This is a genomic window from Solirubrobacter soli DSM 22325, assembly GCF_000423665.1.
Classification (GTDB): domain Bacteria; phylum Actinomycetota; class Thermoleophilia; order Solirubrobacterales; family Solirubrobacteraceae; genus Solirubrobacter; species Solirubrobacter soli.
Genome location: NZ_KE384074.1, coordinates 250507 through 275064, shown reverse-complemented (window position 1 = coordinate 275064; position 24558 = coordinate 250507). Strand labels below are relative to the sequence as shown.

Here is a 24558-nt window from a genome sequence, read left to right as displayed (position 1 = left end):
CGCCGCGGTCGTCGCGCTAGCCCTGGGCGTCGGCTTCTTCGCGTTCCGGCGGCGGAAGAAACGCCGTGACCAGGTCGACGAGCAAGGCGGCCACCCGGTCCCGGGTGCCGGCGTCGTCGGCGGAGTGGAAGGCGCAGAGCTCTAGGCCGACCGGCGTGATCGCGTCGGCGATCGCGCGGACGTTCGCTTCGGTCATCCCGTTCGGGCGGCCGTAGGGGATCGGGTTGATCGACGGGTCGAGCACGTCCGGGTCGAAGTGGACGTATACGGGGCCGGGCCCGAGCGCCTCCGCGATCTCGTCCAACGTCGCTGTGGCCGGGAGCATCGCCTTCAGTTCCCCGCGCCCCTGCTCCTGCCCGGCGTAGTCGAAGTCCCCCGGCTGCGAGCGGGCGCCGACGTGGACGACCCGCCGCGGATCGATCGCCCCGAACGGGCTCTCCCAGGCGCCGGTCGCGCCCGCGAGGCTCATGCAGCCGAGGAAGTCGTAGGTCTGGGTTGACGGGGTGTCGTAGTCGGCGTGGGCGTCGAGCCAGAGGACGGTGGCGTTCGCGCGTGGGAGCGTGGCGAGCGCGAGCGAGCAGTCACTCGCCAGGATCACGCCCGGGACCCGCTCGGCCGCCTCGCGCAGCACCGCCTCGGACGCGGCGAGGTCATCGCGCCAGTGCGTGCGCTCGAACGGTCCCTGGCGGCCTTCGATCGTGAGCGCCTTCGTGCCGTACGCGGCCTCGAGCCGGGTGCGCAGCTCCCTGACCCCACGCAGGTCGCGGGGCGTGTCCTCCGAGATGCGGGCGTCGACCGCGGTCAGATGCATGAACACGATGATGAACCGCGCCCGCTCCGGGTAGAGCCAAGCGTTCTCTCTTCTGAAAGGAGCCTCTCATGGGCGATGGCAAGACCGACGAGCTCAAGGGCCGCACGAAGGAAGCCGCGGGTGCGCTCACCGGCGACGACGGCCTCAAGCGCGAGGGCAAGGTCGACCGCGCCTCGGGCACGGTGAAGGACAAGGTCGGCGACGCCGCCGACAAGGTCAAGGACACCGTGAACCGCGACCGCGACTGACCACCGCACGCCGCGCCCTCCTCCGGGAGGGCGCGCCGCGATGCGTCGCGGCGCCTTGCGCCCCGCGCCGCGCGCCCGCGCCCGGCCGCGCGCCCCGCGCCGCGCGCCCGCGCCCTGCGCCTCGCGCCTCGCGCCGCGCGCCCACGTCCTGCGCCTCGCGCCGCGCGCCCACGTCCTGCCCTCGCGCCGCGCGCCCACGCCCTGCGCCGCGCGCCCACGCCCTGCGCCGCGCGCCCACGCCCTGCGCTTCGCGCCCGTGCCCTGCGCGCCCGCGCCCTGCGCCTCGCGCCCGCGCCCCGCGTCCTGCCCCGCGCCGCCCGCGCCCCGCGCCCCGCGCGGCGTCTCGCCGTTCAGCTCTGCCGCAGAGCGGCGAGGGCGTCGTAGCGGCGCGTGAACTCCTCGCGGGCGCGGTCGGGGAGCCACGGCTCGATGACGAGGTCGAGCGGCTCGACGCCGTCGAGCTCCGGCCACTCCCAGCTGACCGTGCTGAAGATGCGGCGCTCGGTGGCCAGCAGGGCGCGGTCGAGCGGCTTGATGCGCGCGGAGGCCTCGGGCAGGGCGAAACGCTCGACGATCACCGCCTCCAGCTGCTTCTCCGCCGCGCGGAAGTTCGCGCCGAGCTCGCTGCGGTGCTTGATCGGGTGGGGGAGGTCGCCGAGATAGGCCTCGGCGGCGTCGTGCAGCAGCGCGGCCATCAACTCGTCGGGCGTGGCGCCTTGCTCCTCGAGCAGGTCGCACACGATCACCGAGTGCTGCGCGACCGAGTAGAACCCGCGGCTGTGTCCGCCGAACCGGCACAGGTTCGCGAGCGCGTTGGCGATGTCGGCCGGGTCGATGTCGTCAGGCGCGGCGTCGAGGGGGTTCACGCGGCGACCCGACAGGGTCTGGATGAACGGTCCGGGCTCCACTCGTCATTCGTACCACAGCCACCCCGGGCGACACGCCGCCCCTCGGTCGGCTGCGCGAGGTGGGGGGGTGGGCGACGTGGAGGTCCGCTGTGGACTCTCCTGTCACCCACCCCCCAAGCTCGCGCAGACCGACGAGCCGATCGCTCCGTCTGCCACGCCAAGGGGTCAGCGTTCAGCGATGGCGAAGCCTCCGGGTGGGATCGCGATCGCGACCGTCGCCCCGTCCCCGCGGCCGCTCGCGGCCTCGCGGCCGGTCGCGTCGTAGCTCGTCGCCCGGATGCGACCGGCGCCCGGAACGGTCAGCGTCGCCACCTGGCGGCCCGGCGCGAACGAGCGCGCGAGCGCCTGGCCGCGGCCGTCGCCCGCGAGCGTCACCGACTCGACGAGCGGCTGGAACAGGACCCCGTCGAGGGCGGTCGTGCCGGTCGACGTCGCCGCGAACGCGCTGCCGTCCGACGGCCGCGAAAGCGTCTGGATCTCGAGCAGGCCGGGGATCGCCGACACGCCCTGCGCGCCCGCGTCGACGTGCGACAGCGTGCCGAGCGGGCCCCACTTCGTGAACCCGCCGGTGCGATCGGCCGTGCGGAAGGCGACTGGTTCCACCAGCCCGGGCTCGCCTTGCGCCGCGAACGCGACGCTCGCGCCGGCGGGCATCCGGGCGTACGCGCCGCCGCTCCACCCGCTCTCCCCGGTCCAGCTGTCGGTCGGTGTCACAACGGTCGCACCGCCCGCGAGCGTCGCCGACTCGGCCTCGAGCAGCTTCCACGTGTGGCGGGCGACCGGCTGCGCGATCCTCGCAGCGGCCGCGACGTCCGGCGCCGCGTCGATCGCGAGCATCGACAGCAGCCCGTGGATCGTGGACTCCGCGCCGCTGTTGCGGTTGATCGTCCCGTCCGCGGACACCCCGTCGAAGGTGACACCGGTCGCGGGGTCGTACATCGCCGCGCCCGCGGGGTTGTTGCCGAAGTACCACGACGCGGCGACCCCGGCGAGCCGTCGCAAACCCGGCCGCCGTGCGGCCGAGGCGACGGCGAGCAGCGACTGCAGCCGCGAGTCGGCGCCGTAGGCGATCTGCGTCCCGTCGCTCGGTGAGGGGTTCCACCCGTTCTGCGGGCCGCCCGCGACGAGGAGATGCGGCGTGAACGACGCCGCGTCCGCGACCGCGACGCCGAGCGCGCGGCCTCGCCCACCGGCCGCGCCGTCGGCCGGCTCGCCGGCTCGCGGCGCCCCGTCACCCGTGGTCGCACCGGCGTCGCCATCGGCCGGCTGGCCGGCTCGCGGCGCTCCGTCACCCACGGTGGCGTCGCCATCGGCCGGCTGGCCGGCTCGCGGCGCTCCGTCACCCACGGTGGCGTCGCCGTCGGCCGGCTGGCCGGCGCGCGGCGCTCCGCCTCCCGTGGTCGCCGCGGCGGCGAGAGCGGCGGGCATCTGGGACGCCCAGGCGTGCCAGATCGAGCGCGACTGCGCCCACGGCAGCACCGCGCCGTACGGCCATTCGTCGCCCGCCGGGGTGCCCATCGCCGCGACGCCCTCCGCGAAGCGGTCGAGCGCGCGGGCGGCGGCCGGGGAGCCGCCGGCGTCGAGGTAGGCGCGGAGACCGAGCATCGCCTCGGCGGTGGCATCGGCTCCGTCGACGATCAGCCACGACGGCACACGGCGCCCGTCGACGACCTGCGTCTGCGGATACTTCGTCAACACTTCGCGCTCCAACGCGCGCAACGCGAGCTCGAGGCGATTGCGGAGAAATTGCGCAAACGGCGGATTCTCGTCACGAAAGGCGCGATAACCCTCGCCATACGCCCACACGGTGCGGGCGAGCCAGTAGGACGGGCCGGAATCGGACGGGTCAGGCAGCTCAACCGGCTCTGCAGAAGGGTTCAGGGTCCCGTCCGGCTGCATCCAGAGCACGACGTTGCCGTTCGGCGACTGCAGATACGCAAGACCACGTAGGAGTGCGTATGCGCGCGTACGAGATACGGACGAGTGCGTATCTCGCCAGTGCCGCGTGTAGACGACGGCAGCGCGGGCGATGTCGTCGGCATTGAACGCGCCCTGACCGTAGGTGTTCGCGGCCGGGTCGTAGGTCCCGCCGCCGACGCGGCGATACGACCCGTCGGCGTTGCGGTCCGCGTACGTCCACAGTACGCCGATCGGCCCGCTCCCGAACGTGGAGTGGCCCGCCTGCGAAGGGGGCCTCACGGTGTCACCCAGGAAGTCGAGATGTGCGGTGTTGGTCAGCGGTGCGGCGCGGGCGACCCCTGGCATGAGCAATAGGAACACGCACGCGAACAACAGACGACGGACCATCGGACGACCTCCCTGGAGCTTAAACGTTTTATACCCTTCATAAACGGGGATAAACGCCTCGGTGAGGGAACCGAGCAAACGCCGGCGGGGGCCGACGATCGTCGATGTGGCGCGCCATGCGGGCGTCTCGACCGCGGCGGTCTCGTTCGCGCTCAACGGCCGTCCGGGCGTGGCCGATGCCACCCGGAACCGGATCCTCAAGGTCGCTGACGAGCTCGGCTGGGAGCCCAGCGCGTCTGCCCGCTCGCTCGGCGGGCGCAAGGAGCACACGATCGGCCTGGTCATCGCGCGCGATCCGCTCCTGCTCAGTGCCGACCCGTTCTTCCCGGCGTTCATCGCGGGTATCGAGCTCGAGCTGGCCGACCGGAGCCAGTCGCTGTTGCTGCACATGGTCGGCGACGACCTCGAGCAGGAGCTCGCCCGCTACCGCCACCTCGCGCGCAGCGAGCGCGTGGACGGCGTGATCGTCGCCGACCTGCGGTTCAACGATCCGCGGATCCCGCTGCTGGAGGAGCTCAAGCTCCAGGCCGTCACCCTCAACCGCCCCGACGTCCCGAGTCCGTTCCCGGCGGTCTGCCAGGACGACGCCCCCGGCGTCGCGGGCGCGGTCGAGCACCTCGCGCAGCTCGGCCACACCCGCATCGCGTACGTCGCCGGCCGGCCCGACATGCTGCACGGCGCCCGTCGCCAGACCGTCTGGACCGAGGCCATGACGAGGCTCGGCCTGAAGACCGACCTCGTCGCGATCGCCGACTTCACCGCCGCCGCCGGGGCGCACGCCACGCGCGTGCTGCTCGGCGCCGAAGACCGACCCACCGCCATCGTCTACGCGAACGACACGATGGCGATCGCCGGGCTCACGGTCGCGCACGAGCTGGGCCTGGCCCCGCCGCGCGACCTCTCGCTCGTGGGCTACGAGGACTCTGAACTCGCGGCCCACGTGTATCCGCCACTCACATCCGTCCGTTCGGACCCAGTCACCTGGGGCCGGACGGCAACGCGCGTCCTGCTGGACGCGATCGACGGTCGCGCCACCGATGTCGGGCTCGAGCCCGCTCGGCTCGTGGTGCGGGCCTCGACCGAGAGGAGTCCCTCAACATGAAGCCCTATCTGGTTGGAACCCTGATCGTCACCACCGTGTTCGCCGCGGCCTGCGGTGGAGGCGGGGGGAGCTCGACGAAGGAGGCCGCCCAAGCGCGCGGCCCGATCAAGGTCTGGTACTCGAACAACCAGGAGGAAGTCGCCTGGGCCAAGACGATGGTCACCGCGTGGAACACCGCGCATCCGAACGAGAAGGTGACCGGCCAGGAGATCCCGACGGGCAAGAGCTCCGAGGAGGTCATCGGCGCCGCGATCACGGCCGGCAACGCGCCGTGCCTGGTGTTCAACACGAGCCCCGCGGCCGTGCCCGGCTTCCAGAAGCAGGGGGGCCTGGTCGCGCTCGACGACATGCCCGGCGGCAAGCAGTACGTCGAGAGCAGGACGGGCGCGGCGGCCAAGCAGTACGCGAGCCCGGACGGCAAGTACTACCAGCTGCCCTGGAAGTCCAACCCGGTGATGATCTTCTACAACAAGAAGCTCTTCAAGAAGGCCGGGATCGACCCGGACAACCCGCCGCTGGCGACCTACAGCCAGTTCCTCGACACCGCCCGCAAGATCGTGTCGAGCAAGGCGGCGCAGGCAGCGATCTACCCGGCGCCGACGAGCGAGTTCTACCAGTCCTGGTTCGACTACTACCCGCTCTTCATCGCCGCCACGGGCAAGCAGCTCGTGCAGGACGGCAAGCCGCAGTTCGACTCGCCCGAGGGCCAGCAGGTCGCCGACTTCTGGAAGACGCTCTACAGCGAGAACCTCGCGCCCAACGAGAAGTACAACGGCGACGCGTTCGCGGACGGCAAGGCCGCGATGGCGATCGTCGGCCCGTGGGCGATCGCGGTCTACGGCGACAAGGTCGACTGGGGCGTCGCGCCCGTGCCGACGTCCGACGCCAAGCCGGCGGGCGACGTCCAGACGTTCTCCGATGAGAAGTCGATCGCGATGTACAGCGCCTGCAAGAACCGCGGGACCGCCTGGGACGTCCTCAAGTTCGCCACCTCCAAGGAGCAGGACGGCGCCTTCCTGACCGCCAGCGGGCAGATGCCGATGCGCGAGGACCTGACCGGCACGTACCCGCAGTTCTTCGAGTCCAAGAAGGAGTACATGCCGTTCGCCGAGCAGGCCGCGCGCACCGTCGAGGTGCCGAACGTGGCCAACAGCGTCACGATCTGGCAGACCTTCCGCGACGCCTATTCGAAGTCCGTCATCTTCGGCAAACAAGCGCCGGCGCAGGCGCTCGACCAGGCCTCCGGCAAGGTCCAGGAGTTGGCCAAGGAAGGGGCATGACATGACCGCGGCCACGGTCGCCCCGGTCCGCCGCCGTCCGAGGAGGAGACCCCTCGGGCGGCACCCGCTGGGGCTGGCGTTCGTCACGCCCTACGTCGTCTTCCTGTTCGCGATCTTCGCGTACCCGCTCGCGTTCAGCGTCTACATGTCGGTGCACGACTACTTCTTCGCCGCCCCGGGGGCGATCGTCGATCGCCCGTGGGTCGGTCTGCACAACTTCTCGACCGTGCTCAGCGACCCCGACGTGCGCGCCTCGTTCCTGCACGTCGGCATCTTCATCGCCATCAACGTCCCCCTGACGGTGATCATCGCGCTCGGCCTGGCGGTCGCGCTGAACGCGGCGATCCCGTTCCGCGGGTTCCTGCGCGCGGCCTACTACATCCCGTACGTGACCGCGAGCGTCGCGGTGATCGCGGTGTGGCTGTGGCTGTTCAGCCGCCAGGGCCTCGTGAACACCGTGCTCGGCCCGCTGGCGCCCGCCCCGAGCTGGCTCGTGAACTCGTTCTTGGCGATGCCGACGATCGCCGTGTTCGTGGCCTGGAAGCAGGCAGGCTTCTTCATCCTGCTCTACCTCGCGGCGTTGCAGAACGTTCCGAAGGAGCTCTATGACGCGGCGACCGTCGACGGTGCCGGCCGCTGGCAGTCGTTTCGCAACGTGACCGTGCCGGGTGTCCGCCCGGCCACGGTGCTGGTCGTCGTCCTGGCCACGATCACCGGCGCCAACCTCTTCACCGAGCCGTACCTGCTGACCGGTGGCGGCGGTCCCGACGGCGCGTCCACGACGCCTGTGCTGCTGATGTACCAGAAGGGCATCGAGCAGGGCCAGCCGGACATCGCGGCGGCGATCGGGATCATCCTCGTGCTCGGCGTGGGCGTGCTCTCGCTGCTGAGCCGGCGACTGCTCGAGGAGCGTGCATGATGGCGACCGAAGTCCTTCCGAAGCGCGCAGCCGCGGTCCCGCAGCCCGAGGTGCGCACCGACCCCCGCAGCAAGGGCAACGCGCTCCGGCTCGTGGCGCTGTTCGCCGGCGCCCTGCTGTTCGTGTTCCCCTTCTACTACATGCTGATCGGCTCGCTCCAGAGCGAGCCCAACACCGGTCTCTCCGGCGTGGTCCCGCACCCGGGCAACCTCACCCTGCACAACTACTCGCAGATCGACGGCGCGATCAACCTCGGTCGCACGCTGATCAACTCCGGCATCTTCACCGGCGGCGTCCTGCTGTGCACCGTGGTCTTCGGGCTGTTGGCGGGCTACGCGCTCGCCGTGCTGCAGTTCCGCGGCAAGGGCGCGGTGTTCGCGGCCGTGATGCTGGTGTTGGTCGTGCCGTTCCAGCTGCTGACCGTCCCGCTCTACGTCCTGATCGTCCGCGACTACGGGCTCGCCGACACCTACCTCGGCATGATCCTGCCGTTCGCCATCAACTCGACGGCGGTGTTCGTCTTCCGGCAGTTCTTCCTGCAGTTGCCGAAAGAGCTGTTCGAGGCGGCGCGGATCGACGGCGCGGGCGAGCTGACGATCCTGCGCCGGATCGCGATCCCGCTGTGCAAGCCGGCGCTGCTGACCGCCGTGCTGCTGACGTTCATCGGTCCGTGGAACGAGTTCCTCTGGCCCTTCCTCGTGACCAAGGAGCAGTCGATGCAACCCCTCGCCGTGTCGTTGGCGAACTACATCAGCACCGTGTCCGCGCGTGCGGCGAATCCGTTCGGCGCGATCCTGGCCGGCGCCTGCGTGCTGGCCGCGCCCGCCGTCGCGCTGTTCATCGCGTTCCAGCGGCACTTCGTCTCGACGCAGATCGGCTCGGGGGTCAAGGGATGACGGTTGGGTTCGCGCTGGCGCGCGCGGGAGTCGTGATGTCGCCCAACGGCGATCCATACGAGGCCGAGGGCGTGCTCAACCCGGCGTCGGGGCGCACCCCGGATGGCACGCTGTGTCTGCTGCCGCGGCTCGTCGCGGCGGGCAACGTCTCCCGCGTCGGGCTGGCCGAGGTCGTGCTCGATGACGGCGTGCCGGTGGGCGTCCGGCGGCGCGGCGTCGTCCTCGAGCCCGACGAGGGTTGGGAGCGCGGCACCGGCCACGCCGGCGTGGAGGACCCGCGCGTCACGTGGGTCCCGTCGCTCGGCCTGCACCTGATGACCTACGTGGCCTACGGGCCGCTCGGGCCCAAACCGGCGCAGGCCGTCTCCGAGGACCTGGAGCACTGGCGCCGCCTCGGTCCGCTGCACTTCGCCTACCAGCCCGACCTCGACACCGACCTGAACCTGTTCCCCAACAAGGACTGCGTCTGGTTCCCGGAGCCGGTGAACGGCTCCTACCTGATGCTGCACCGGCCGATGTGGGACATCGGCTGGCTCGTTCCTGGCCAAGGGACGTTCCTGCCGGCCGGCATCGAGGACGACCGGCCCGGGATCTGGCTTTCCTCGGTGCCGGTGGCGGAGGTCGAGGCCGACATCCGCAACCTCGTCCGCCTGCGCGACCACAAGCTCGTGGCGATGAGCGAGTACGAGTGGGAGGCGCTGAAGATCGGCGCCGGGCCACCGCCGGTGCGCGTCGACGAGGGCTGGCTGCTGATCCACCACGGCGTCACGGGGACGCTGGACCACGGCACCGACCAGCAGCAGGGCGTCCGTTACCGTGCGGGAGCACTGCTGCTCGACCTCGACGATCCGTCCCGGGTGCTGGCCCGCACGGCCGAGCCGCTGCTCTCGCCCGAGACGCTCGAGGAGCTCGTCGGCACCGTCCCCAACGTCGTCTTCCCGACCGCGATCGAGGAGATCGAGGGCGCGCTCTACGTCTTCTATGGCATGGCCGACACCTCGATCGGGGTGGCGCGACTGGACCGGGAGGGTTAAGGTCCGCCAGGCGCGCTCCCGGAGGGCGCGCCCGGTCCGCGGGAAAGGGCAGAGCCCACCTCCGTCAAACGCAACACGAGCACTCGCGATCGAGCCTCGCCCGGGAACCGCGGACCGTCGGGCGTCGAGAGGTGGTCGCGGTGGACATCGAGCAGGCGCGCAAGCGCGCGAAGGAGCTGACGAAGGCGTGGCGCGCCGCCGGCCGGCCGGGCCGGCTCGCCGACGCGCAGCGGGAGATCGCCCGCGGTCTCGGCTTCTCCAGTTGGCCGGCGCTCGTCCACCATGCCGAGGCCGAGGCGGTCGACCGCGCCCAGCGGGTCGAGACCTTCGTCGACTGGGCGACGAACGGCCGCCGCGACCGGGCGCAGGCGCTGCTCGACCTCGACCCGTCGCTGACGGGGACGAGCCTCGACGTCGCGCTGCTGGTGGGGGACGCGGAGCGCGCCCGCAGCGCGTTCGCGCCGCGCGGCGGGCGCGGACCGGCGGCGGGCGGCCGCGGCGCCGTGGCGGGCGGCGGCGCGGCGGGCGGCGACGGCGCGGCGCGCGACCCCGACGCGCCCTTCGGGCACCGCGCCTGGGCGCCGCTCGTCTACGTCACCCACTCCGCGTTCCTCGGGAGCGAGCGGACCGATGCGCTGGTCGAGACCGCGCGAGTGCTGCTCGACGCGGGCGCCGACCCGAACGCGAGCTGGCAGCACCCCGAGTTCGGCGCGCTCAGCGCCCTCTACGGCGCCGCCGGCGTCAACAACGAGCCGCGGATGACCGCGCTCCTACTCGACCGCGGGGCCAATCCGGACGACGGTGAGTCGCTGTATCACTCGGTCGAGTCGCGCGACCACACGTGCACGAAGCTGCTGCTGGACGCGGGCGCGCCGGTGGCGAACTCCGGCGCGCTCGGCAACTCGCTCTGTTACGACGACCTCGAGTGCACCCGGCTGCTGCTCGAGCACGTCGAGCCTGGCGCGGACCTCGACGGCCTGATCGAGTTCGCGCTGGCCTACGAACGGTCGCGCGCGCACATCGAACTGCTGCTCGCCCACGGCGCACCCGCCACGCCGAAAGCGGCGACGCTCGCGATCCGGCGCGGCCGCGACGATCTCGCCGATCTCCTGGGCGACCCCGGCGACGTCGCGCCCGTGGACCGTTTCATCGGCGCGATCAGGCGCGGCGATCGCGACACCGCGCTCGACCTGCGACCCGGCCTCACGCTCACCCAAGCCGACCACGACGTGCTCGTCCACGCCGCCGTCGTCCAGAACGCGCCCGCGGTCGAGTTGATGCTCGAGCTCGGCTTCCCCATCGACGTCCGCTCGGAGCAGTTCAACGAGACCGCGCTGCACGCCGCCGCGTGGTACGGCCACGCGGACATGGTCGAGAAGCTGCTCGCGCACGGTGCCGACCCGAACGCGGTCGCGGGCGACCCGGTCGGGACGACGCTGGACTGGGCCGTCCAGGGCACGCGCCGGGCACCGGAAGGCGGCGACCACGCCCGCACCGTCGAGCTGCTTCAGCGCGCGGGCGCGACGCTCGTCCGCGAGTCGCCCGACGAGCTCGCGCTCATCGGATCTTGAGCGGCACGTCGATGTCGGACTCGTCGATCTCCGACGTGCGGATCTGCAGGCGCAGGATCCAGTCACCCGGGTACGGCACCACCATCGGGCTCGCGACGAAGTGCCCGCGCTCGGCTTGGCGGAGCGGCACGTCGAGCGGGCCCGAGCTGCCGTCCTTCGGGCGCAGGCGGGCGGTCAGCTCGGGCACCTCCGTCAGCTTCCCGCCGCGGCTCACGAGGTAGATGTCGGTGACGTTCTCGCCCTGCTTGGCGGGATCGACCCGGACCTCGACCGTCCCGCTCCCCGGCCCCGCGACGGTCGTATGGATCGGATCGACGTACGCGACCCGTGCCGGGGCGGTGTTGACCAGCACCGCCGTCAGTGCCAGCACGGCGACGCCGAGGAACGCCTCGCCCGCCACGGTCCGCCGCGGCGTGCTCCGGCGCTGCACCGCCCGGCGCGAGAAGTACGCGAGGGCGATGATCCCCAGCACCGCCGCCGTCTTGAAGAGCAGCAGCCGGCCGAAGACCGTGTTCGGCAGCGCGCCGAGCTCACCCGACTGGCGGTACGCCAGGTAGACGCCGGTGACGCCGAGCACGACGAAGCACACGAGCGCGACCCGCGAGAAGCGGGCGAGGGGCGCGTCCTCGCCGCACACCAGGACGACGATCAGCCCGCCGAACCACAGCGCCATCGCCAGCAGGTGCAGGCTCGCGGCCGGCACGCCGAGCCACGTCTGCACGCCGGTGCGGGAGTGGTCGACCAGCGTCCACGTGAAGATCAGCGCGATGCCACACAGCGCCGCCGGGACCCGCAGCCCACGGGCGAGCAGCACGGCGAACGCCACCGTGAGCACGATCCTCGCCAGGACCGCCTGGCCGAAGCGCGTGCCGAGGCTGAACGACAACGACGACGGGTCGAAGGCATCCAACACCGAGCCACCGGACGCGTACGGGCCCTGCATCAGCAGCACGACCAGGCTCCCGAACACCAGCGCGCCGACACCGCCCCACAGCAGCCTCCGCGCACGCGCGGGTCCGTCGAGCGCGAACAGCACGAACGCTGCGCCAAGCGCGAGCGCGAGGCCGGCGAACGCGATGCCACGACCGATCGCGTCCAGCGTCCGGACGGCCGCGCTCGACGAGGAGCCCGTGTCGAAGACGACCTGGCTCGGTGTGCCGATGCTGAACGAGAACGCGCCCGACACCGGGTGCGAGTCGGAAGAGACGACCCGCCACGCGACGACGTAGGTGCCATCGGCCAAGCCGGGCGGCAGTTCGAGCACCGCGGTGGCCGCGCCGCCCGGCCCGTGCTTCGCCGGCGCGGTCTTGACCTCCTCGCCCGCACTGTCGAGCAGCCGGACCGAATGCTCGCCGAGATCGACCGCCTCGCTCCACTCCAGCGACACCACCCGCGGTTGCGTCTTGAGCACCTGCTGATCGGCCGGTGAAGTCCGCACGATCGTCGCGTGGGCCTGTGCTGAGGCGGGCATGAGCGCGCCGAGCAGCAGCGCGAGCAGCACGATGCGCGCGATCATGCGCGGACACTGTACGAGCGCCGATAAAGCTCCGACATCCGTCGCTTTTGGCGTGGAGACGTCTCGACACGTATGCGGACGTGATGGCCCGGATCCGCCGGTAAGATCGCCGACGAGGGTCTGCTCGCGCACGAACGCGCGAGAGTCGCAACGAGAGGGGGACTGGTGTACGGAGGGAACCGCACGTCACGGCGGGTCAGGGCGCTCACGGGGGCATGCCTGACCGCTGGTGCGTTGGTGCTCGGAGCGGGCGTCGCCCAGGCGCAGACGCCGCTGCCCGACACGCACAACAACCCGACCAATGCGGTCACGAGCAACGTCACGTGGCTCGACAACACGCGCGGCACGAACGGGAACATGGCCGCGGCGAACTTCATCGACTACGGCGGCGAGCTCGGCGACTTCATGTTCGGCGACGGCACCGGCGGCCTCTCGATCTGGTCGCTCAAGGATCCGGCGCACCCCGTGTACGTCGCGAATGTCACCCCGGCGCAGCTGCGCCAGCCCGGTGACACGCAGGATCGCTTCTACGAGGGCGAGAACATGACGGTCGACGCGAAGCGCAAGCTCGTGTTCCTCAGCCGCGACCCACGCGGCTTCGGCGGCGCGCTGACGACCGGCAAGACCGGCTTCTACATCATCGATGTCAAGGATCCGTACAAGCCGAAGATCGTCACCTTCCAGTCCGTGCCGGCCGGCCACACGGCGACCTGCATCAACGACTGCCAGTACCTCTGGTCGGTCGGCCCCTACGGCACGGGCACGCCGGGCAACAACCCGGACTGGTTCCCGCAGCCGGCGTACTCGCAGAAGCGCGGCGGCGTGCCGATCTGGGTCACCGACATCTCCGACCCGACGCACCCGTACACGTACCCGACGCCGCTGGACACCGCGCGCTTCGACGGCCAGACCGGCTACGTCCACTCGGTCGACGTCGACCGCAACGGCATCGCCTGGGCCTCCGGCGAGGGCGGCGTCCGCGGCTACTACACCGTCGGCACGCACTACGACCCCGTCAAGAAGGTCACCCGCGTCGCCACCGCGTTCGACCCGATCCCCTACGCGGGCGGCACCACGCCGCTGGTCAACCCGACGCAGGACGACTTCTTCGGCTACTTCGACCACAACGCGCAGCACATCACCCAGAAGGTCGGCAACTACCCCTCTGGCGACCTGCTGTACGTCACCAACGAGAACATCGTCACCTGCTCGCTGGCCGGTGAGCTGAAGGTGGTCTCGCTCGCCGGCAGCTATGACGGTCAGGGCTGGAACTCGACGCCGCAGAACCCGTTCCGCCTGAACCTCGTCGGCCACTGGACGCCGTGGGGCAAGCCCGGCTCGGCGACGACCGGCAGCTGCTCCGCGCACTGGTTCACGGTCAACGGCAACACGCTCGTCCAGGCGTGGTACGGCCAGGGCACCCGGTTCCTCGACATGTCGGACCCGGCGAACCCGAACCAGGTCGGCTACTTCCGCGTTCCGTCCGGCACGACCGGCGTGACGTCCGGCTCCGCTTCGGCGACCTACTGGCACAAGGGCCTCGTCTACGTCGCCGACTACAACCGCGGCATCGACGTCCTGCGCTTCGACGGCCAGATCACCGGCACGCCGCAGGACGGCGTCTGCTGGGGCGGCTGCGACGGCTCGAAGGTCACCTACACCGGGACGGCCGACGGCACCGCCGGCGGCAGCGTGCCGGCGACGCTGAGCCTCTCGCTCGGCGCGTCCGCTCCGAGCTTCGGCGCGTTCACGCCGGGCATCGCCAAGACGTACACCGCGGCGGGGACGGCCAACGTGGTCTCCAGCGCCGGTGACGCGCTGCTGAGCGTCGCCGACCCGAGCACGAACGTTCCGGGCCGCCTGGTCAACGGGACGTTCTCGCTGGCGGCTCCGCTGAAGGCCTCGGCCTCGAGCCCGGCCGGGACCGCCGCGCCCGAGGGCACCGTCTCCGGCGCGCCGCTGAACCTGCTCACCTACAACGGCCCGGTCTCGAACGACCCGGTTACGCTCGGGTTCAAGCAGGACATCGGCGCCAACGAGGCGCTGCGCACGGGTGCGTACGGCAAGACGCTGACGTTCACGCTGTCGACGACGACGCCGTGAGCGCATCGCGGGGCGGCGCCACTCCGGCGCCGCCCCGCGGTGAAGGACTGGAAGGGATTCATGGGTAAGAAGGCATCGAGCACACTGGCGGCGGTCGTGGTCATCGCCATCGCGGGCTGCGGTGGGGGCGGCGACTCGTCGAAGTTCACACAGAGCTCGATCCGGACCGGGTTCGTCAAGCCCGCCGACCTCGGCGGCAGCGGCATCATCGAGTTCCAGGACGACGGCGTGGCGGGTCACATCATCTACACGCCCGAGGACTCCGTGCCGACGTGCCCGTACGCCCAGCGCGCCGACGACGCCCCGCAGGGAACGACCGCGGCCGTCCAGCTGCAGGGCGGCAACTCGACGGGCCGCTGGATCGTCGGGCCGAACCAGCCGAAGCGGGGCGCGCCACCGGTCGTCACCCAGGGCGCGGTGGTGTTCCAGAGCGCCCAGCTCGCCGACGCCGGGATGAAGCAGGTCAACGCCGCGGCGGCGAAGTGCCCGGGCACGTTCAGCATCCTCGGGGGACCGCCCCAGATCCTGGGCACGTACACCGTCACCAGCCGCCCGCTCGAGCTCAACGGGTGGAAGGGCTTCTCCCAGCAGCTCGCCCACAACTCGCCGGCCGACGTGAACCCGGACACCTATGACGACCTGGTGACCGTCGTCCTGCACAAGGACAACGCGATCCTGTACGCGGGGTTCGCGCAGATCAAGAACAGCGGTGAGCGCGCCGACTCCGGCGCGAAGGCCGAGCAGGTGATGAAGAAGTCGCTCAGCCGGCTCGACTGAGGGGCCCGCTGGAGAATCACGGTTCGCCCGCTGCGGCACATCCGCAGCGTCTCGCGCCACCCCCGCTGCTCACGGCCCGGAGGGCCGCATCGCGAGCGCGTGCGGCCCGAGCCTGCACCACATCGGTCGGACCGACCATTCTCCAGCGAACCCCTAGGGGCGCCAATGATCGGCCGTGAGGCTGGCTGACTTCGTGCTCGCGCAGAAGTCCGCCAGGACGGCGGCGAAGCGCTCCGGGTCCTGGTGATGGGGCATGTGTCCCGCGCCTTCGAACAGCTCGAGCCGGCTGCCGGGCATGGCTTCGTGGGCGGCATGCCCGTGCTCGGCCGGGATGATCGAGTCCTGCTCGCCCCAGACGATCAGCGTCGGCAGCACGGCCGCGAGGTGCAGGCGGTCGACGGCGCTCACCCGCTGACCCTGGGTGTCGATGACGGAGCGCACCGTGTGCAGGAACGCCGACCGGGAGCCGGCCGTGTCCAGTGACGCGAACCCGGACGCCAGCACGCCGATGTCCCCGCTCGGCGCGATCCGCCCCAGGCGCAGCGTCGCCGCGATGCCCTGCCCGAGACCGCGCACGCCGCGGGAGGTCAGCATCGGCAGCACCCAGTCGGCGCCGGGCAAGGCGGCGGCGCGCAGCAGGAGATGCACCTCCTTGCCCAGCCCGCCGCTGGAGACGAGGACGAGCCGCTCGCAGCGCTCCGGGAACTGGTAGGCGAACTGCATCGCGATCCCGCCACCGAGCGAATGACCGACCACGGTGGCCCGGGGGATGTCGAGGGCGCTCAGCAGGTCCCGGACCCCGCTGGCGTGCGCACCGAGCGAGTAGTCGCCGCGCGGCGTCGCCGAGTGGCCGTGTCCGAGGAGGTCCGGGGCGACGACGTAGAAGTCCTGCGCCAGGGCGTCGACAGCCGGCTCCCACGTCTGCGAGGAGTTGGTGATGCCGTGCAGGAGCAGGAGCACCGGACCGCTGCCCGCGGTCCGATAGGTCACCGACTGCCCGTGCAGCGAGAGCTCGTGCCGGTCGAACGTCGTCAGGTCATGATGACGCGTCGCGGCGCACGCGATAGCGCAGCGACGTCGTCCCGCCCCTGATCGACGTGTCGACCAACTCGAGGGCGACGTGGCCCGCTCCGGGTGAGAACGCGATCCCCTCGCCGAGAACGACCGGCACGATGTGGACGACGACCTCGTCCACCAGCCCGGCGGCGAAACACTGCGCGGCCAGGTTCCCGCCGAACACCTCGACGGTCTTCCCGCCCGCGGCGCCCTCGGCGGTGGCGATGATGTCGCGGACGTCGCCGCGGACCGGCGTGATCCAGTCGGGGAGGTCGAGGTCATGGTGGGTGGCCATGAAGACCGGGCCGCTCCAGGCACCACCGTATGGGCGCGCGGTCACCACGCTCTGGGCGCGCTCGTTGACGCCGTAGGCGCCGCGGCCGGTGACGATCGCGCCGGTCGCGCGCATGATCTCGTCGCCCCACTCCGGCGCGGGGTGGCCGAACATCCACTCCATCTCGTGGTTCGGTCCGGCGATGTAGCCGTCCAGGGACATCGTCCGGTGCACTAGAACGCTCATGGGAAGGCAAGACCGGCCGCGCGGCCGGAATTCATCGCACGCTACGCGACGGCGCCGAGGAAGCAGGCGGCGGCCATGAGGGCGCCGACCGCGGCCAGCTCGCCTCCGAGGGCGAGACCGGCGGCCAGGAAGACCGCGGCGAAGATCATCTTCACGGTGCGGGCCAGGGCGTTCATCATCACCCACTTGGTCGGCCAGGACTCGACGATCTTGACGCGGCGCTGCCTGCTGGCGCTCGGCACCGCCGGGCTCGCCGCGGGGCGCCCTGTCGACGAGGTCGAGGAGGAGCTGCGGCGGATGGGCCGCGCGCTGGGGGAGGACGAGGTCCAGTGCGCGGCGACGCCGACGGGGCTGTTCGTCTCCCTCGACGGGGAGGACGCGACCGGGTTCCGCGCGGTCGGGCCGCCGCTGCGGTTCGACCAGTCGGGCGCGGTTTCGCGCATCGTCGACGCGGTCCTGGCCGGAACGTGCGACCCCGACGAAGCCGTGCAACGTCTCGACGCCGTGCTCGCTTCGTCGCCGCTGCTGCCGCGCTGGGCGGTCGCCGCGGGGCTCATCCCGGTCTCGGCGGGAATCGGCCTGATCCTCCAGCCCGCACCCGAGAACCTGCTGGCGGGCGTGCTCTGCAGCGTGCTCGTGGCCGTGCTGATCGAAGTCGCGGCGCGGTCGCGGCTCGCGCTGACGCTGCTGCCGGTGACCGCGGCGTTCCTCGTCGGCTGCGCGGTCTTCCTCGCCGCCGACCATGACCTGCTCGACGGGCCGCTGCGCACCCTGCTCCCACCGCTCGCGGTGCTGCTTCCGGGCGCGCTGATCGTCACCGGGATGTCGGAGCTCGCGGCGGGCGCGATGGTCGCCGGCACGTCGCGGTTGGTGTTCGGGACGGTCCAGCTGCTGTTGTTCTCGGCGGGCGTGCTGGCGGCGGCGCGGGTGATCGGCCTCCCGGCGCAGGAGGCGCTCGCCAACGTGCGCGTGGATGAACTGGGCGCCTGGGCGCCCTGGGTCGGGCTCTTGCTGCTCGGGATCGGCGTCTGCCTGAACCTGAGCGCTCCCGCCGCGGTCCTGCCGTACATCCTCGGCCTGCTCGCGCTCACCTTCCTCGCGCAGTCGGGTGGGCAGGAGGCCTACGGTGCGGCGTTCGGCGCGTTCGCGGGCGGCCTGACGGCCGCGCTCGGCGCCGCGATCGTCCACTGGCGCGGCGGGCCGCCCAGCCTCGTGGTCTTCCTGCCGTCGTTCTGGCTGCTCGTGCCCGGCAGCCTCGGGTTGATCGGGACGGCGCAGATCGCCACCCACACGGGCGACGGGTTCGTGACCGCGGCGGGCGCGATCGCGGTCATCGTGGCGATTGCCCTCGGCGTCCTGGTCGGCTCGGCCATCGGACGCGGGCTGCGTCGCTAGGGGTTCTGGATGTGGATGTGGTTGTCGTTGTCCGGGAAGACGTAGATCTTGTAGCCCTTGCCGTTGAGGTCGGCGATCGCGGCCTTCAAGGTCGAGCTCTTGAGCCGGTCGATCGCCTGCCCGCCCGCCTTCTTGTCCTCCCACGCGCCGTCCTTGAAGGTCGACGTGTACCGGGTGCCGACGAACTTCTCCAATGACGGCTCGGTGATGTCCTTGGGCGGGTCGCCGGCGGCCGCCTTGCGCTCCTGGAGCCACTCGCTCTTGGGGAAGAACTGGCCCTGGAACGGCAGGCCGATGCCGTAGGAGTCCGCCGGCAGGGCCCGCAGCGCCTCCTCGACCTGAACCGGCCCGTTGGCGCCGGTCCAGTCGAACCCGTTGATGTCGATCGCGCGTCCGCCGTGCGCGCCGGGGCCGCGGAGGAAGCTGCCGACGCTGAGCGGGTCCTTCGGCTTGGTCTCGTCGGCCCGCCACTTGGTCACCCGCGCGCCGACCAGGGTCTTGATCGTCTTCAGGCCGCCGAGGATCGCGGGCTTGGTGGGATCGGTGCCCTTGACCGTCTTGCCCGCGGCGAGGTCCTCCATCTGCTTCTGGGCGCCCATGCCGGGGGACCAGATGACGAAGCCGTGCGGCACACCGTCGATGACCCACTGTGCGTACTCGGCGTTGGTCGTGGGTGCTTTGGCGCTCCACTCGGCGATCGGGTCGGTGGTCGGCGCCGGCGTCGGCGTGGCGGTGTCGGAGACCTCGGCCTCCGCGAGCAGCGGCGCCTCCTGCTCGGGCGCGAGCACGTCGAGCAGTCCGCGGGCGTCGCCGCCCTCGTGCGGCTCGGTGACGTACTCGAGCGGTTCGCGCGCCAGCATCGCGGTGACCGCCCGGTTGCCGGCGGTCTGCTGCAGGCGGGCGATCATGTGCACCGGCGCCGCCGGGGTCGGCTCGGCACGCTGCGGCTCGTCCTTGTCCTCGGCCCGTCGTCGGATCACGTCTTGACGGTACCGGGGCGCGATCAGTGTGTGGGAATCAGTCCGCCGTCGATCACGAAGTCCGCGCCGGTGACGTTGCCGGCGCGCCCGCTCGCCAGCAGCACGACGAGATCGGCGACCTCCGCGGGTTCGGTGAAGCGGCCCGTCGGCGACTGGGCCGCGGCGCCCGCCGCGACCGCCGAGGCGTCCCCGCCCTGCGCGACCGTGGCCGCGACCCCGCCGGCACCGAGCCAGAGGTCGGTCGCGACCGGCCCGGGGGAGACCGTGTTCACCCGGATGCCGAGCGGCGCGACCTCCTTCGCCAGCGACTTCGAGAAGCTCGCCAGGGCGGCCTTCGCCGAGCAGTAGTCGATCACGAGCGGGTCCGCGAGGGTCGCATTGACCGAGTTGACCGACACGATCGTGCCGCCGCCGCGCGCCTCCAGGAGGTCGAGCGCTCCGCGGGTCACGCGCACGGCGGAGAGGAAGTCCAGCGCCAGCGTCGCGATCCACTCCTCGTCGCTGACGCTGCGGAAGCCGCCGAGGCGCGGCGCGACGCCGCCGACGTTGTTGACGAGCACGTCCAATCCGCCGTCGAAGACCTGCTTGGCCGCCGCGACCAGTTCCGTGGCGCCCTGCTCCGACGAGAGGTCGACGGCGACGCCGTGCACCTCGCCGGGCAGGCCCTCGACGTGGCGCGCGGCGGCGACGACCGCGACGCCCTCGTCGAGCAATGCCTCGACGATCGCCAGGCCGATCCCCTTGCTCGCGCCGGTGACGATCGCCTGCTTGCCCGTGAGATGCATGTCCATGCGCTGAACCGTCGCACGCGCGCGGCCTCGGGGCTTACGTCAGTTGACGGTGAGGTGCGCCGGTTTCGTCGCGGAAAACCTGACGAAACCGGCTCACCCGGCGCCGCCGCCCGTCGTCGCCCCGCCGCGCGAGCCGGCCAGCCCGCGCCACCCGCCCGGGCCGGAGCCGCCGCCGCGGCGCGCGTCACGCGGCATGCCGCCGCTACGCGTGGCCGCCGTGTCGCGCGTCGGGCGGTCGCCGCCGCGCCACGTCTCCGCGCGGAACGCATCCGTTCCGAGGTCCGTGTCCGGGCGGGCGCCATCGGGACGGGCGCCGTCGCGGCGTGTCGGCGCGTCGTCAGACGGTGTGCGCGTGTCGGCGGAGCGCGACGTGCGGCCGCGCGGCGATCCGTCGTCGGGAGCAGGTGTCGCGCCGCGGCGCGGGTGCTGGTCCGCGACGGCGACCACCCGCGCGGTCACCTTGCGCTCGGTCGTCGACGTCGGGGTCGCGACCCGGGCGACCTCGACCGTGCGCTTCGGCTCCTGCTTGGCGACCGCGACCTTTGGCGGCAGGCGTCGAGGAGCATCGGACACGACCGCGAGGGAGCCCGACGCGACCGCGGCGACGACCGCCGTGGAACGCAGCGCGGTGGCGCCGCCCGCGGCGAAGAACGAGCTGAGCCACTCGGTCGCGCTGACCAGGAACCCGAACGGGGCGAGCAGGAGCTGGCGGCGCTGCGGACGCCACGCGCGGCAGGAAGCGCACGTGCGCAGGTGGCCCCGGACCCGCCGCGAGCGGTGACGCCGGCGGTCGGTTCCGCGCAGGATCGAGCGGATCTCGGCGCAGTCGGCGTCGCGGGCATCGGCGGCGGCCTCGAGCAGCGCGCGGGCGTCGCTGACGGCGCGGCGGGCGGCGAGCTCGGTGACGTCGAGCTCGCGCGCGATCGCCGCGTACGGCAGACCCGCCTCCGCGCGCAGGAGCAGCGGGCGGCGCAGCCGCTCCGGGAGCGCGGCGACGTCGTCGACCAGCGCGGCCCAGCGCTCCCGCACCACGAGCAACTCGTGCGGGTCGCCCGACACGCCCAGGGTGTCCGCGAGCAGCGGAGCGAACTCACGCCGCCCGCGGGCGAGCGAGCGCGCCTCGTTGTGGGCGATCCGCGCCAGCCACGGCCGCGGCTCCCCGCGCAGCTGGCCCGCCTGCAGCGCCCGGAACGCCTTCAGCAGCGCGTTCTGCACCGCGTCGCCGGCGTCGTCGTCGCTGCGCAGCACCGAGCGCGACACGCTCAACAGACGCGCCTCGTGACGCGCCGCGAGCAGGCCGAAGGCACGCTCGTCCCCACCGGCCGCCAGCGAGGCGAGCCGTTCGTCGTCGGCGAGGCGCATCAGGGCAAGGATCGGGCGCTCACCCGCTGCTCGTCGAAGAACTCATGAAGAGCGCGGGCACCGCCGCGGGGACCAGCCGCGGCGGTGCCGGTCGCCACGCTCAGCTCCGGCCGCCGCCGAAGCCGCGGCCCGGACGAGCGCCGGCGGGCGTCGACGCGGGGGAGTCCGCGTCGTCGTCACCGCGCTGACCGCGGTCCGCGCAATCGGCGCGGTCGCCATCACCCGGATAGTCCGCGTCGTCACCGCTCGCCGCGGGTGCGGTCGCGGCGGTCGCGGCGGCCTGGGTGGCGGCGGCGTTGAGCGCCGTCTTGGCCTCGTCGGTCAGCTCGTCGTCGGCGAGCGCGTCGGCGATGTCATCCGCCTCGCCGGTCGCGTCGCCGTTGATCGCGGCGAGCACCCGCGCGTAGTCCGACTTGTCCGACAGTGCATTGATCGCGGCGACGATCGCGTCGCGGCCGTCGAGCGAGGCCTTCAGCGTCGTCGCGGTCGCCGTGACGTCCGCGCCGGTCTGCCCGTCGAACAAAGCGACCGTCGTCGAGACGACGACGCCGTCGAACCGCGCGACCCGCCCCAGCGACTCCGGCGTCGGCTTGCGCAGCGCGGTCTTGCGGGCCGAGGCGACGTTCCGGCGCACCGTGGCCAGCGAGGTCGCGACGTCCTCGCCGGCGCTCGCGCGGTCGAGCGCGCGGTCGGCGGCGCGCAGCTTGACGTCGATGCGCGACGACGTCGACGCGTGCGCGGGCGCGGCCAGCAGCGCGGCGGCGAGTACGGCGCCCAGGACGGCGCGGGGGAAGCGATGGACCATGGGCTCTCCTTGGGAGCGGGTGGGGTTCATCGCATAGACGCGGCGGGCGACGCCCACGTCCGCGTCGTCTTACGGAGCTCTTACGAAACCGACCTGGCCTCGGGGTCGATCCCGAGCGCCGCCCGCCCGCCGTCGACCGGGACGACCGCGCCGTTGACGAACGACGCCGCGGGGGAGAGCAGGTGCGCCACGACCTCGGCCACCTCTTCCGCCGCGCCCGCCCGCCCGAGCGGGTGCACGCGCGCGAGTGCTTCGTCCAAGGACGCGTCGTAGCGCTCGGTGACGATCGAGCCGAGCGCGACGGCGTTGGTGCGGATCCCGCGCGGGCCGTAGTCGACCGCCAGCGCCCGCGTGAGGCCTTCGATCGCGGCCTTGGCCGTGGCGTACGGGAGCGCGCCCGGCACGGCGCGCTGCGCCTGGTGGGAGGAGACGTTGACGATCGCGCCCGCGGTGCCGTCGGCGACGAAGCGCCGGACCGCCGCCCGAGCGCCCGCGACCGCCGGTGCGAGGTTGGCCGCGATCAGCGCCACGAGGTCGCGCGACGGGACGTCGTGCAGCGCGGCATCGCGGAACACCGCGGCGTTGTTGACCCACCCACTCAACACGGCGCCATCGCTCGCCATCGCCACCGCCCGCTCGAGCACCGCGTCGTCGGCCGCGTCGCCCACGACGTCCCCACCGGACAGGTCGACGACGACCACGCGCCCCTCGGCAGCGAGCCGCGCCGCAATCGCCGCGCCCACCCCGCGCGCCCCGCCGGTGACGACGAACGAACGGGCCGCAGCGCCGCCTGGCATCGTCGCGCCGACCTCGCCCCGCGTCATCGCCGCCGAGCGTAACGTGCCGAGCCATGAGCGAGCGACACGAGTACCCCGCCGGCGTTCCGTGTTGGGCCGACGTCCTGGTGCCCGATCCCGGCGCGGCCGAGGACTTCTACGGCGACGTGTTCGGGTGGGACTTCACGGAGCCGACCGAGAACGGCTATCGCGTCGCCCGCATCCGCGGCCTCGACGTCGCCGGCCTCGGCACCCTCACGTCGGCCATGCCGTCGTGGAACACCTACATCCGCGTCGAGAGCGTCGAAGCGGCGAGCGAGCGGGCGACCGAGGACGGCGGGACGGTGCTGGTCGCGCCGTTCGACGTGCTGCCGGCAGGGCGGATCGCGGTGATCGCCGATCCCACGCAGGCCGTGTTCGCGCTCTGGGAGGCGGTCGACCGTGAGGGCGCCCAGCTGATCAACGAGCCCGGCACCTGGCAGATGAGCTCGCTGCACACCCACGAGCCCGAGGCGGCCGCGGCGTTCTACCAAGCCCTGTTCGGCTGGGAGATCCAGGAGTTCGGCGGCGCCACGCTCTTCCGCCTGCCGGGCTACGTCGGCGGGCGTTCGCGCCAGCCGATCCCGCAGGACGTCGTCGCGGTGATGGCCCCGCGCGAGCTCAGCGTCCCGCCGCACTGGAACGTCAACCTCCAGGTCTCCGACGTCGACCTGACCGCCGAGGCCGCGACCGCGCAGGGCGGGACGCTGATCGCCCCGCCGTTCGACACGCCCGGTTTCCGCAACGCGGTGATCCAGGACCCGCAGGGCGCGGTGTTCTCGGTCAGCCAACTCGTAATTGCGTAAATCCGATCGGCTTTGATACGTTGACCTCCCGCATCCCCTTGCAGGAGGTCACATGTCGGTCACCGCAGCCATCGAGGCCAACGAAGCCGCGATCGCCGAGGACGGCGCGCGCGCCCGGGTCGTGTTCTCCACCCAGGGCGCGCTCGACGGCCCGACCCACGTCACGCTCACCAGCCGCGGCCACCGGATCGAGGTCGACGAGCCGAACGTCCTGGCGGGCGCCGACCGCAACGCCAACCCGGTCGAGTACGCGCTGGCCTCGCTCGCGTCGTGCCAGGCGATCACGTACCGGTTCTGGGCGGCGAAGCTGGGCATCGCGCTCGACGGGCTCGAGGTCGCCGTCGAGGGGGACCTCGACCTGCACGGGTTCTTCGGCCTCGACGACAGCACCCGCGCGGGCTTCACCGGCATCCGCCTCGACGTGACGCCGTCCGGCCCGGAAAGCCCGGAGCGCTACCGCGAGCTGGCCGACGCCGTCGACGCGCACTGCCCGGTGCTCGACCTCTTCGTCAACGCGACCCCCGTGGAGCGCAGGCTGGCCGTCCCCGCGTAACCA

24 protein-coding genes are annotated in these 24558 nt (G+C 72.3%); 12 read left to right on the top strand and 12 right to left on the bottom strand.

From position 1 onward, the window contains the following. Positions 1-16: 16 nt before the first annotated feature. Positions 17-811, bottom strand: a complete 795-nt coding sequence (locus G569_RS56755; protein ID WP_157592728.1) for an arginase family protein — start codon at positions 809-811, stop codon at positions 17-19. A gap of 68 nt (positions 812-879) precedes the next feature. Here G569_RS56755 and G569_RS0143780 point away from each other — a divergent pair, with 68 nt between their 5' ends. Next, positions 880-1059 carry a CsbD family protein gene (locus tag G569_RS0143780; protein WP_028068100.1) on the top strand — a complete coding sequence of 60 codons (180 nt, stop codon included), beginning with the start codon at positions 880-882 and terminating at the stop codon, positions 1057-1059. Positions 1060-1409: 350 nt separating this feature from the next. Here G569_RS0143780 and G569_RS0143775 read toward each other — a convergent pair whose 3' ends face one another. Together G569_RS0143775 and G569_RS65090 are read right to left on the bottom strand one after the other, a co-directional pair. Beyond that, on the bottom strand, positions 1410-1925 hold the full coding sequence (locus G569_RS0143775) for a YfbR-like 5'-deoxynucleotidase (RefSeq protein WP_157592727.1): 516 nt from the start codon (positions 1923-1925) through the stop codon (positions 1410-1412). Positions 1926-2132: 207 nt separating this feature from the next. Beyond that, complete coding sequence (locus tag G569_RS65090; protein ID WP_053227874.1) at positions 2133-4232, bottom strand: hypothetical protein; 2100 nt, start codon at positions 4230-4232, stop codon at positions 2133-2135. A 148-nt stretch (positions 4233-4380) separates the two neighbouring features. Here G569_RS65090 and G569_RS0143765 point away from each other — a divergent pair, with 148 nt between their 5' ends. The 6 genes from G569_RS0143765 (at position 4381) to G569_RS60375 (ending at position 11076) form a co-directional block, all read left to right on the top strand. Next, positions 4381-5376: a LacI family DNA-binding transcriptional regulator gene (locus G569_RS0143765; RefSeq protein WP_211233274.1), complete on the top strand. Its 996-nt coding sequence runs from the start codon at positions 4381-4383 to the stop codon at positions 5374-5376. Further along, entirely contained in the window at positions 5373-6656 is a 1284-nt protein-coding gene (locus tag G569_RS0143760) for an extracellular solute-binding protein (protein WP_028068097.1), read from the top strand. Before G569_RS0143765 ends, G569_RS0143760 begins: the two co-directional genes overlap by 4 nt. Before the next feature lies 1 nt (position 6657). Continuing rightward, the gene (locus G569_RS0143755) at positions 6658-7575 is read left to right on the top strand and encodes a carbohydrate ABC transporter permease (protein WP_028068096.1); all 918 of its coding nucleotides are present in this window, start codon (positions 6658-6660) and stop codon (positions 7573-7575) included. Then, positions 7575-8471: a carbohydrate ABC transporter permease gene (locus tag G569_RS0143750; RefSeq protein WP_028068095.1), complete on the top strand. Its 897-nt coding sequence runs from the start codon at positions 7575-7577 to the stop codon at positions 8469-8471. The genes G569_RS0143755 and G569_RS0143750 overlap by 1 nt, the downstream gene beginning before the upstream one ends. Then, positions 8468-9505: a glycoside hydrolase family 130 protein gene (locus G569_RS0143745; RefSeq protein WP_028068094.1), complete on the top strand. Its 1038-nt coding sequence runs from the start codon at positions 8468-8470 to the stop codon at positions 9503-9505. The genes G569_RS0143750 and G569_RS0143745 overlap by 4 nt, the downstream gene beginning before the upstream one ends. A gap of 140 nt (positions 9506-9645) precedes the next feature. Next, positions 9646-11076, top strand: a complete 1431-nt coding sequence (locus G569_RS60375; protein ID WP_157592726.1) for an ankyrin repeat domain-containing protein — start codon at positions 9646-9648, stop codon at positions 11074-11076. Here G569_RS60375 and G569_RS0143735 read toward each other — a convergent pair. Next, complete coding sequence (locus tag G569_RS0143735; protein ID WP_028068093.1) at positions 11063-12592, bottom strand: copper resistance CopC/CopD family protein; 1530 nt, start codon at positions 12590-12592, stop codon at positions 11063-11065. The genes G569_RS60375 and G569_RS0143735 overlap by 14 nt on opposite strands. Before the next feature lie 234 nt (positions 12593-12826). On the opposite strand from G569_RS0143735, the gene G569_RS56740 reads away from it, so the two are divergent. Together G569_RS56740 and G569_RS0143725 are read left to right on the top strand one after the other, a co-directional pair. Further along, on the top strand, positions 12827-14695 hold the full coding sequence (locus G569_RS56740; protein WP_053227872.1) for an LVIVD repeat-containing protein: 1869 nt from the start codon (positions 12827-12829) through the stop codon (positions 14693-14695). A 60-nt stretch (positions 14696-14755) separates the two neighbouring features. Next, positions 14756-15472, top strand: coding sequence for a hypothetical protein (locus G569_RS0143725; RefSeq protein WP_157592725.1), 717 nt, complete (start codon positions 14756-14758; stop codon positions 15470-15472). A gap of 153 nt (positions 15473-15625) precedes the next feature. Here the strand turns inward: G569_RS0143725 and G569_RS0143720 are convergent, their stop codons facing one another. From G569_RS0143720 to G569_RS65085, 3 genes are read right to left on the bottom strand one after another with little or no spacing between them, the layout of a single operon-like run. Continuing rightward, on the bottom strand, positions 15626-16462 hold the full coding sequence (locus G569_RS0143720) for an alpha/beta fold hydrolase (protein ID WP_245602799.1): 837 nt from the start codon (positions 16460-16462) through the stop codon (positions 15626-15628). A gap of 46 nt (positions 16463-16508) precedes the next feature. Then, positions 16509-17048, bottom strand: a complete 540-nt coding sequence (locus G569_RS60680; protein WP_028068090.1) for a dihydrofolate reductase family protein — start codon at positions 17046-17048, stop codon at positions 16509-16511. Between the two features lie 41 nt (positions 17049-17089). After that, positions 17090-17227: a hypothetical protein gene (locus G569_RS65085; RefSeq protein ID WP_211233272.1), complete on the bottom strand. Its 138-nt coding sequence runs from the start codon at positions 17225-17227 to the stop codon at positions 17090-17092. 7 nt (positions 17228-17234) lie between these two features. Here G569_RS65085 and G569_RS56735 point away from each other — a divergent pair, with 7 nt between their 5' ends. Continuing rightward, complete coding sequence (locus tag G569_RS56735) at positions 17235-18443, top strand: threonine/serine exporter family protein (RefSeq protein ID WP_037503726.1); 1209 nt, start codon at positions 17235-17237, stop codon at positions 18441-18443. Here G569_RS56735 and G569_RS0143700 read toward each other — a convergent pair. The 5 genes from G569_RS0143700 to G569_RS0143680 all read right to left on the bottom strand — a co-directional run bounded on the left by G569_RS0143700 (position 18440) and on the right by G569_RS0143680 (position 23205). Then, positions 18440-19423 carry a hypothetical protein gene (locus G569_RS0143700; protein WP_028068089.1) on the bottom strand — a complete coding sequence of 328 codons (984 nt, stop codon included), beginning with the start codon at positions 19421-19423 and terminating at the stop codon, positions 18440-18442. The two genes, G569_RS56735 and G569_RS0143700, sit on opposite strands and share 4 nt — an antisense overlap. Positions 19424-19446: 23 nt before the next feature. Further along, positions 19447-20214, bottom strand: a complete 768-nt coding sequence (locus G569_RS0143695; protein ID WP_028068088.1) for an SDR family oxidoreductase — start codon at positions 20212-20214, stop codon at positions 19447-19449. Between the two features lie 93 nt (positions 20215-20307). Beyond that, positions 20308-21576, bottom strand: a complete 1269-nt coding sequence (locus tag G569_RS60370) for a sigma-70 family RNA polymerase sigma factor (protein WP_028068087.1) — start codon at positions 21574-21576, stop codon at positions 20308-20310. Between the two features lie 100 nt (positions 21577-21676). Continuing rightward, the gene (locus G569_RS0143685; protein ID WP_028068086.1) at positions 21677-22381 is read right to left on the bottom strand and encodes a hypothetical protein; all 705 of its coding nucleotides are present in this window, start codon (positions 22379-22381) and stop codon (positions 21677-21679) included. A gap of 80 nt (positions 22382-22461) precedes the next feature. Beyond that, positions 22462-23205 (bottom strand): SDR family NAD(P)-dependent oxidoreductase, encoded by a 744-nt coding sequence (locus G569_RS0143680; RefSeq protein ID WP_211233270.1) that lies wholly within the window; start codon positions 23203-23205, stop codon positions 22462-22464. 26 nt (positions 23206-23231) lie between these two features. Between G569_RS0143680 and G569_RS0143675 the strand changes: the two genes are divergently transcribed. Next, positions 23232-24002, top strand: a complete 771-nt coding sequence (locus G569_RS0143675; RefSeq protein WP_028068084.1) for a VOC family protein — start codon at positions 23232-23234, stop codon at positions 24000-24002. A gap of 52 nt (positions 24003-24054) precedes the next feature. Continuing rightward, positions 24055-24555, top strand: coding sequence for an OsmC family protein (locus G569_RS0143670; RefSeq protein WP_028068083.1), 501 nt, complete (start codon positions 24055-24057; stop codon positions 24553-24555). The last annotated feature ends 3 nt before the right edge of the window (positions 24556-24558 follow it).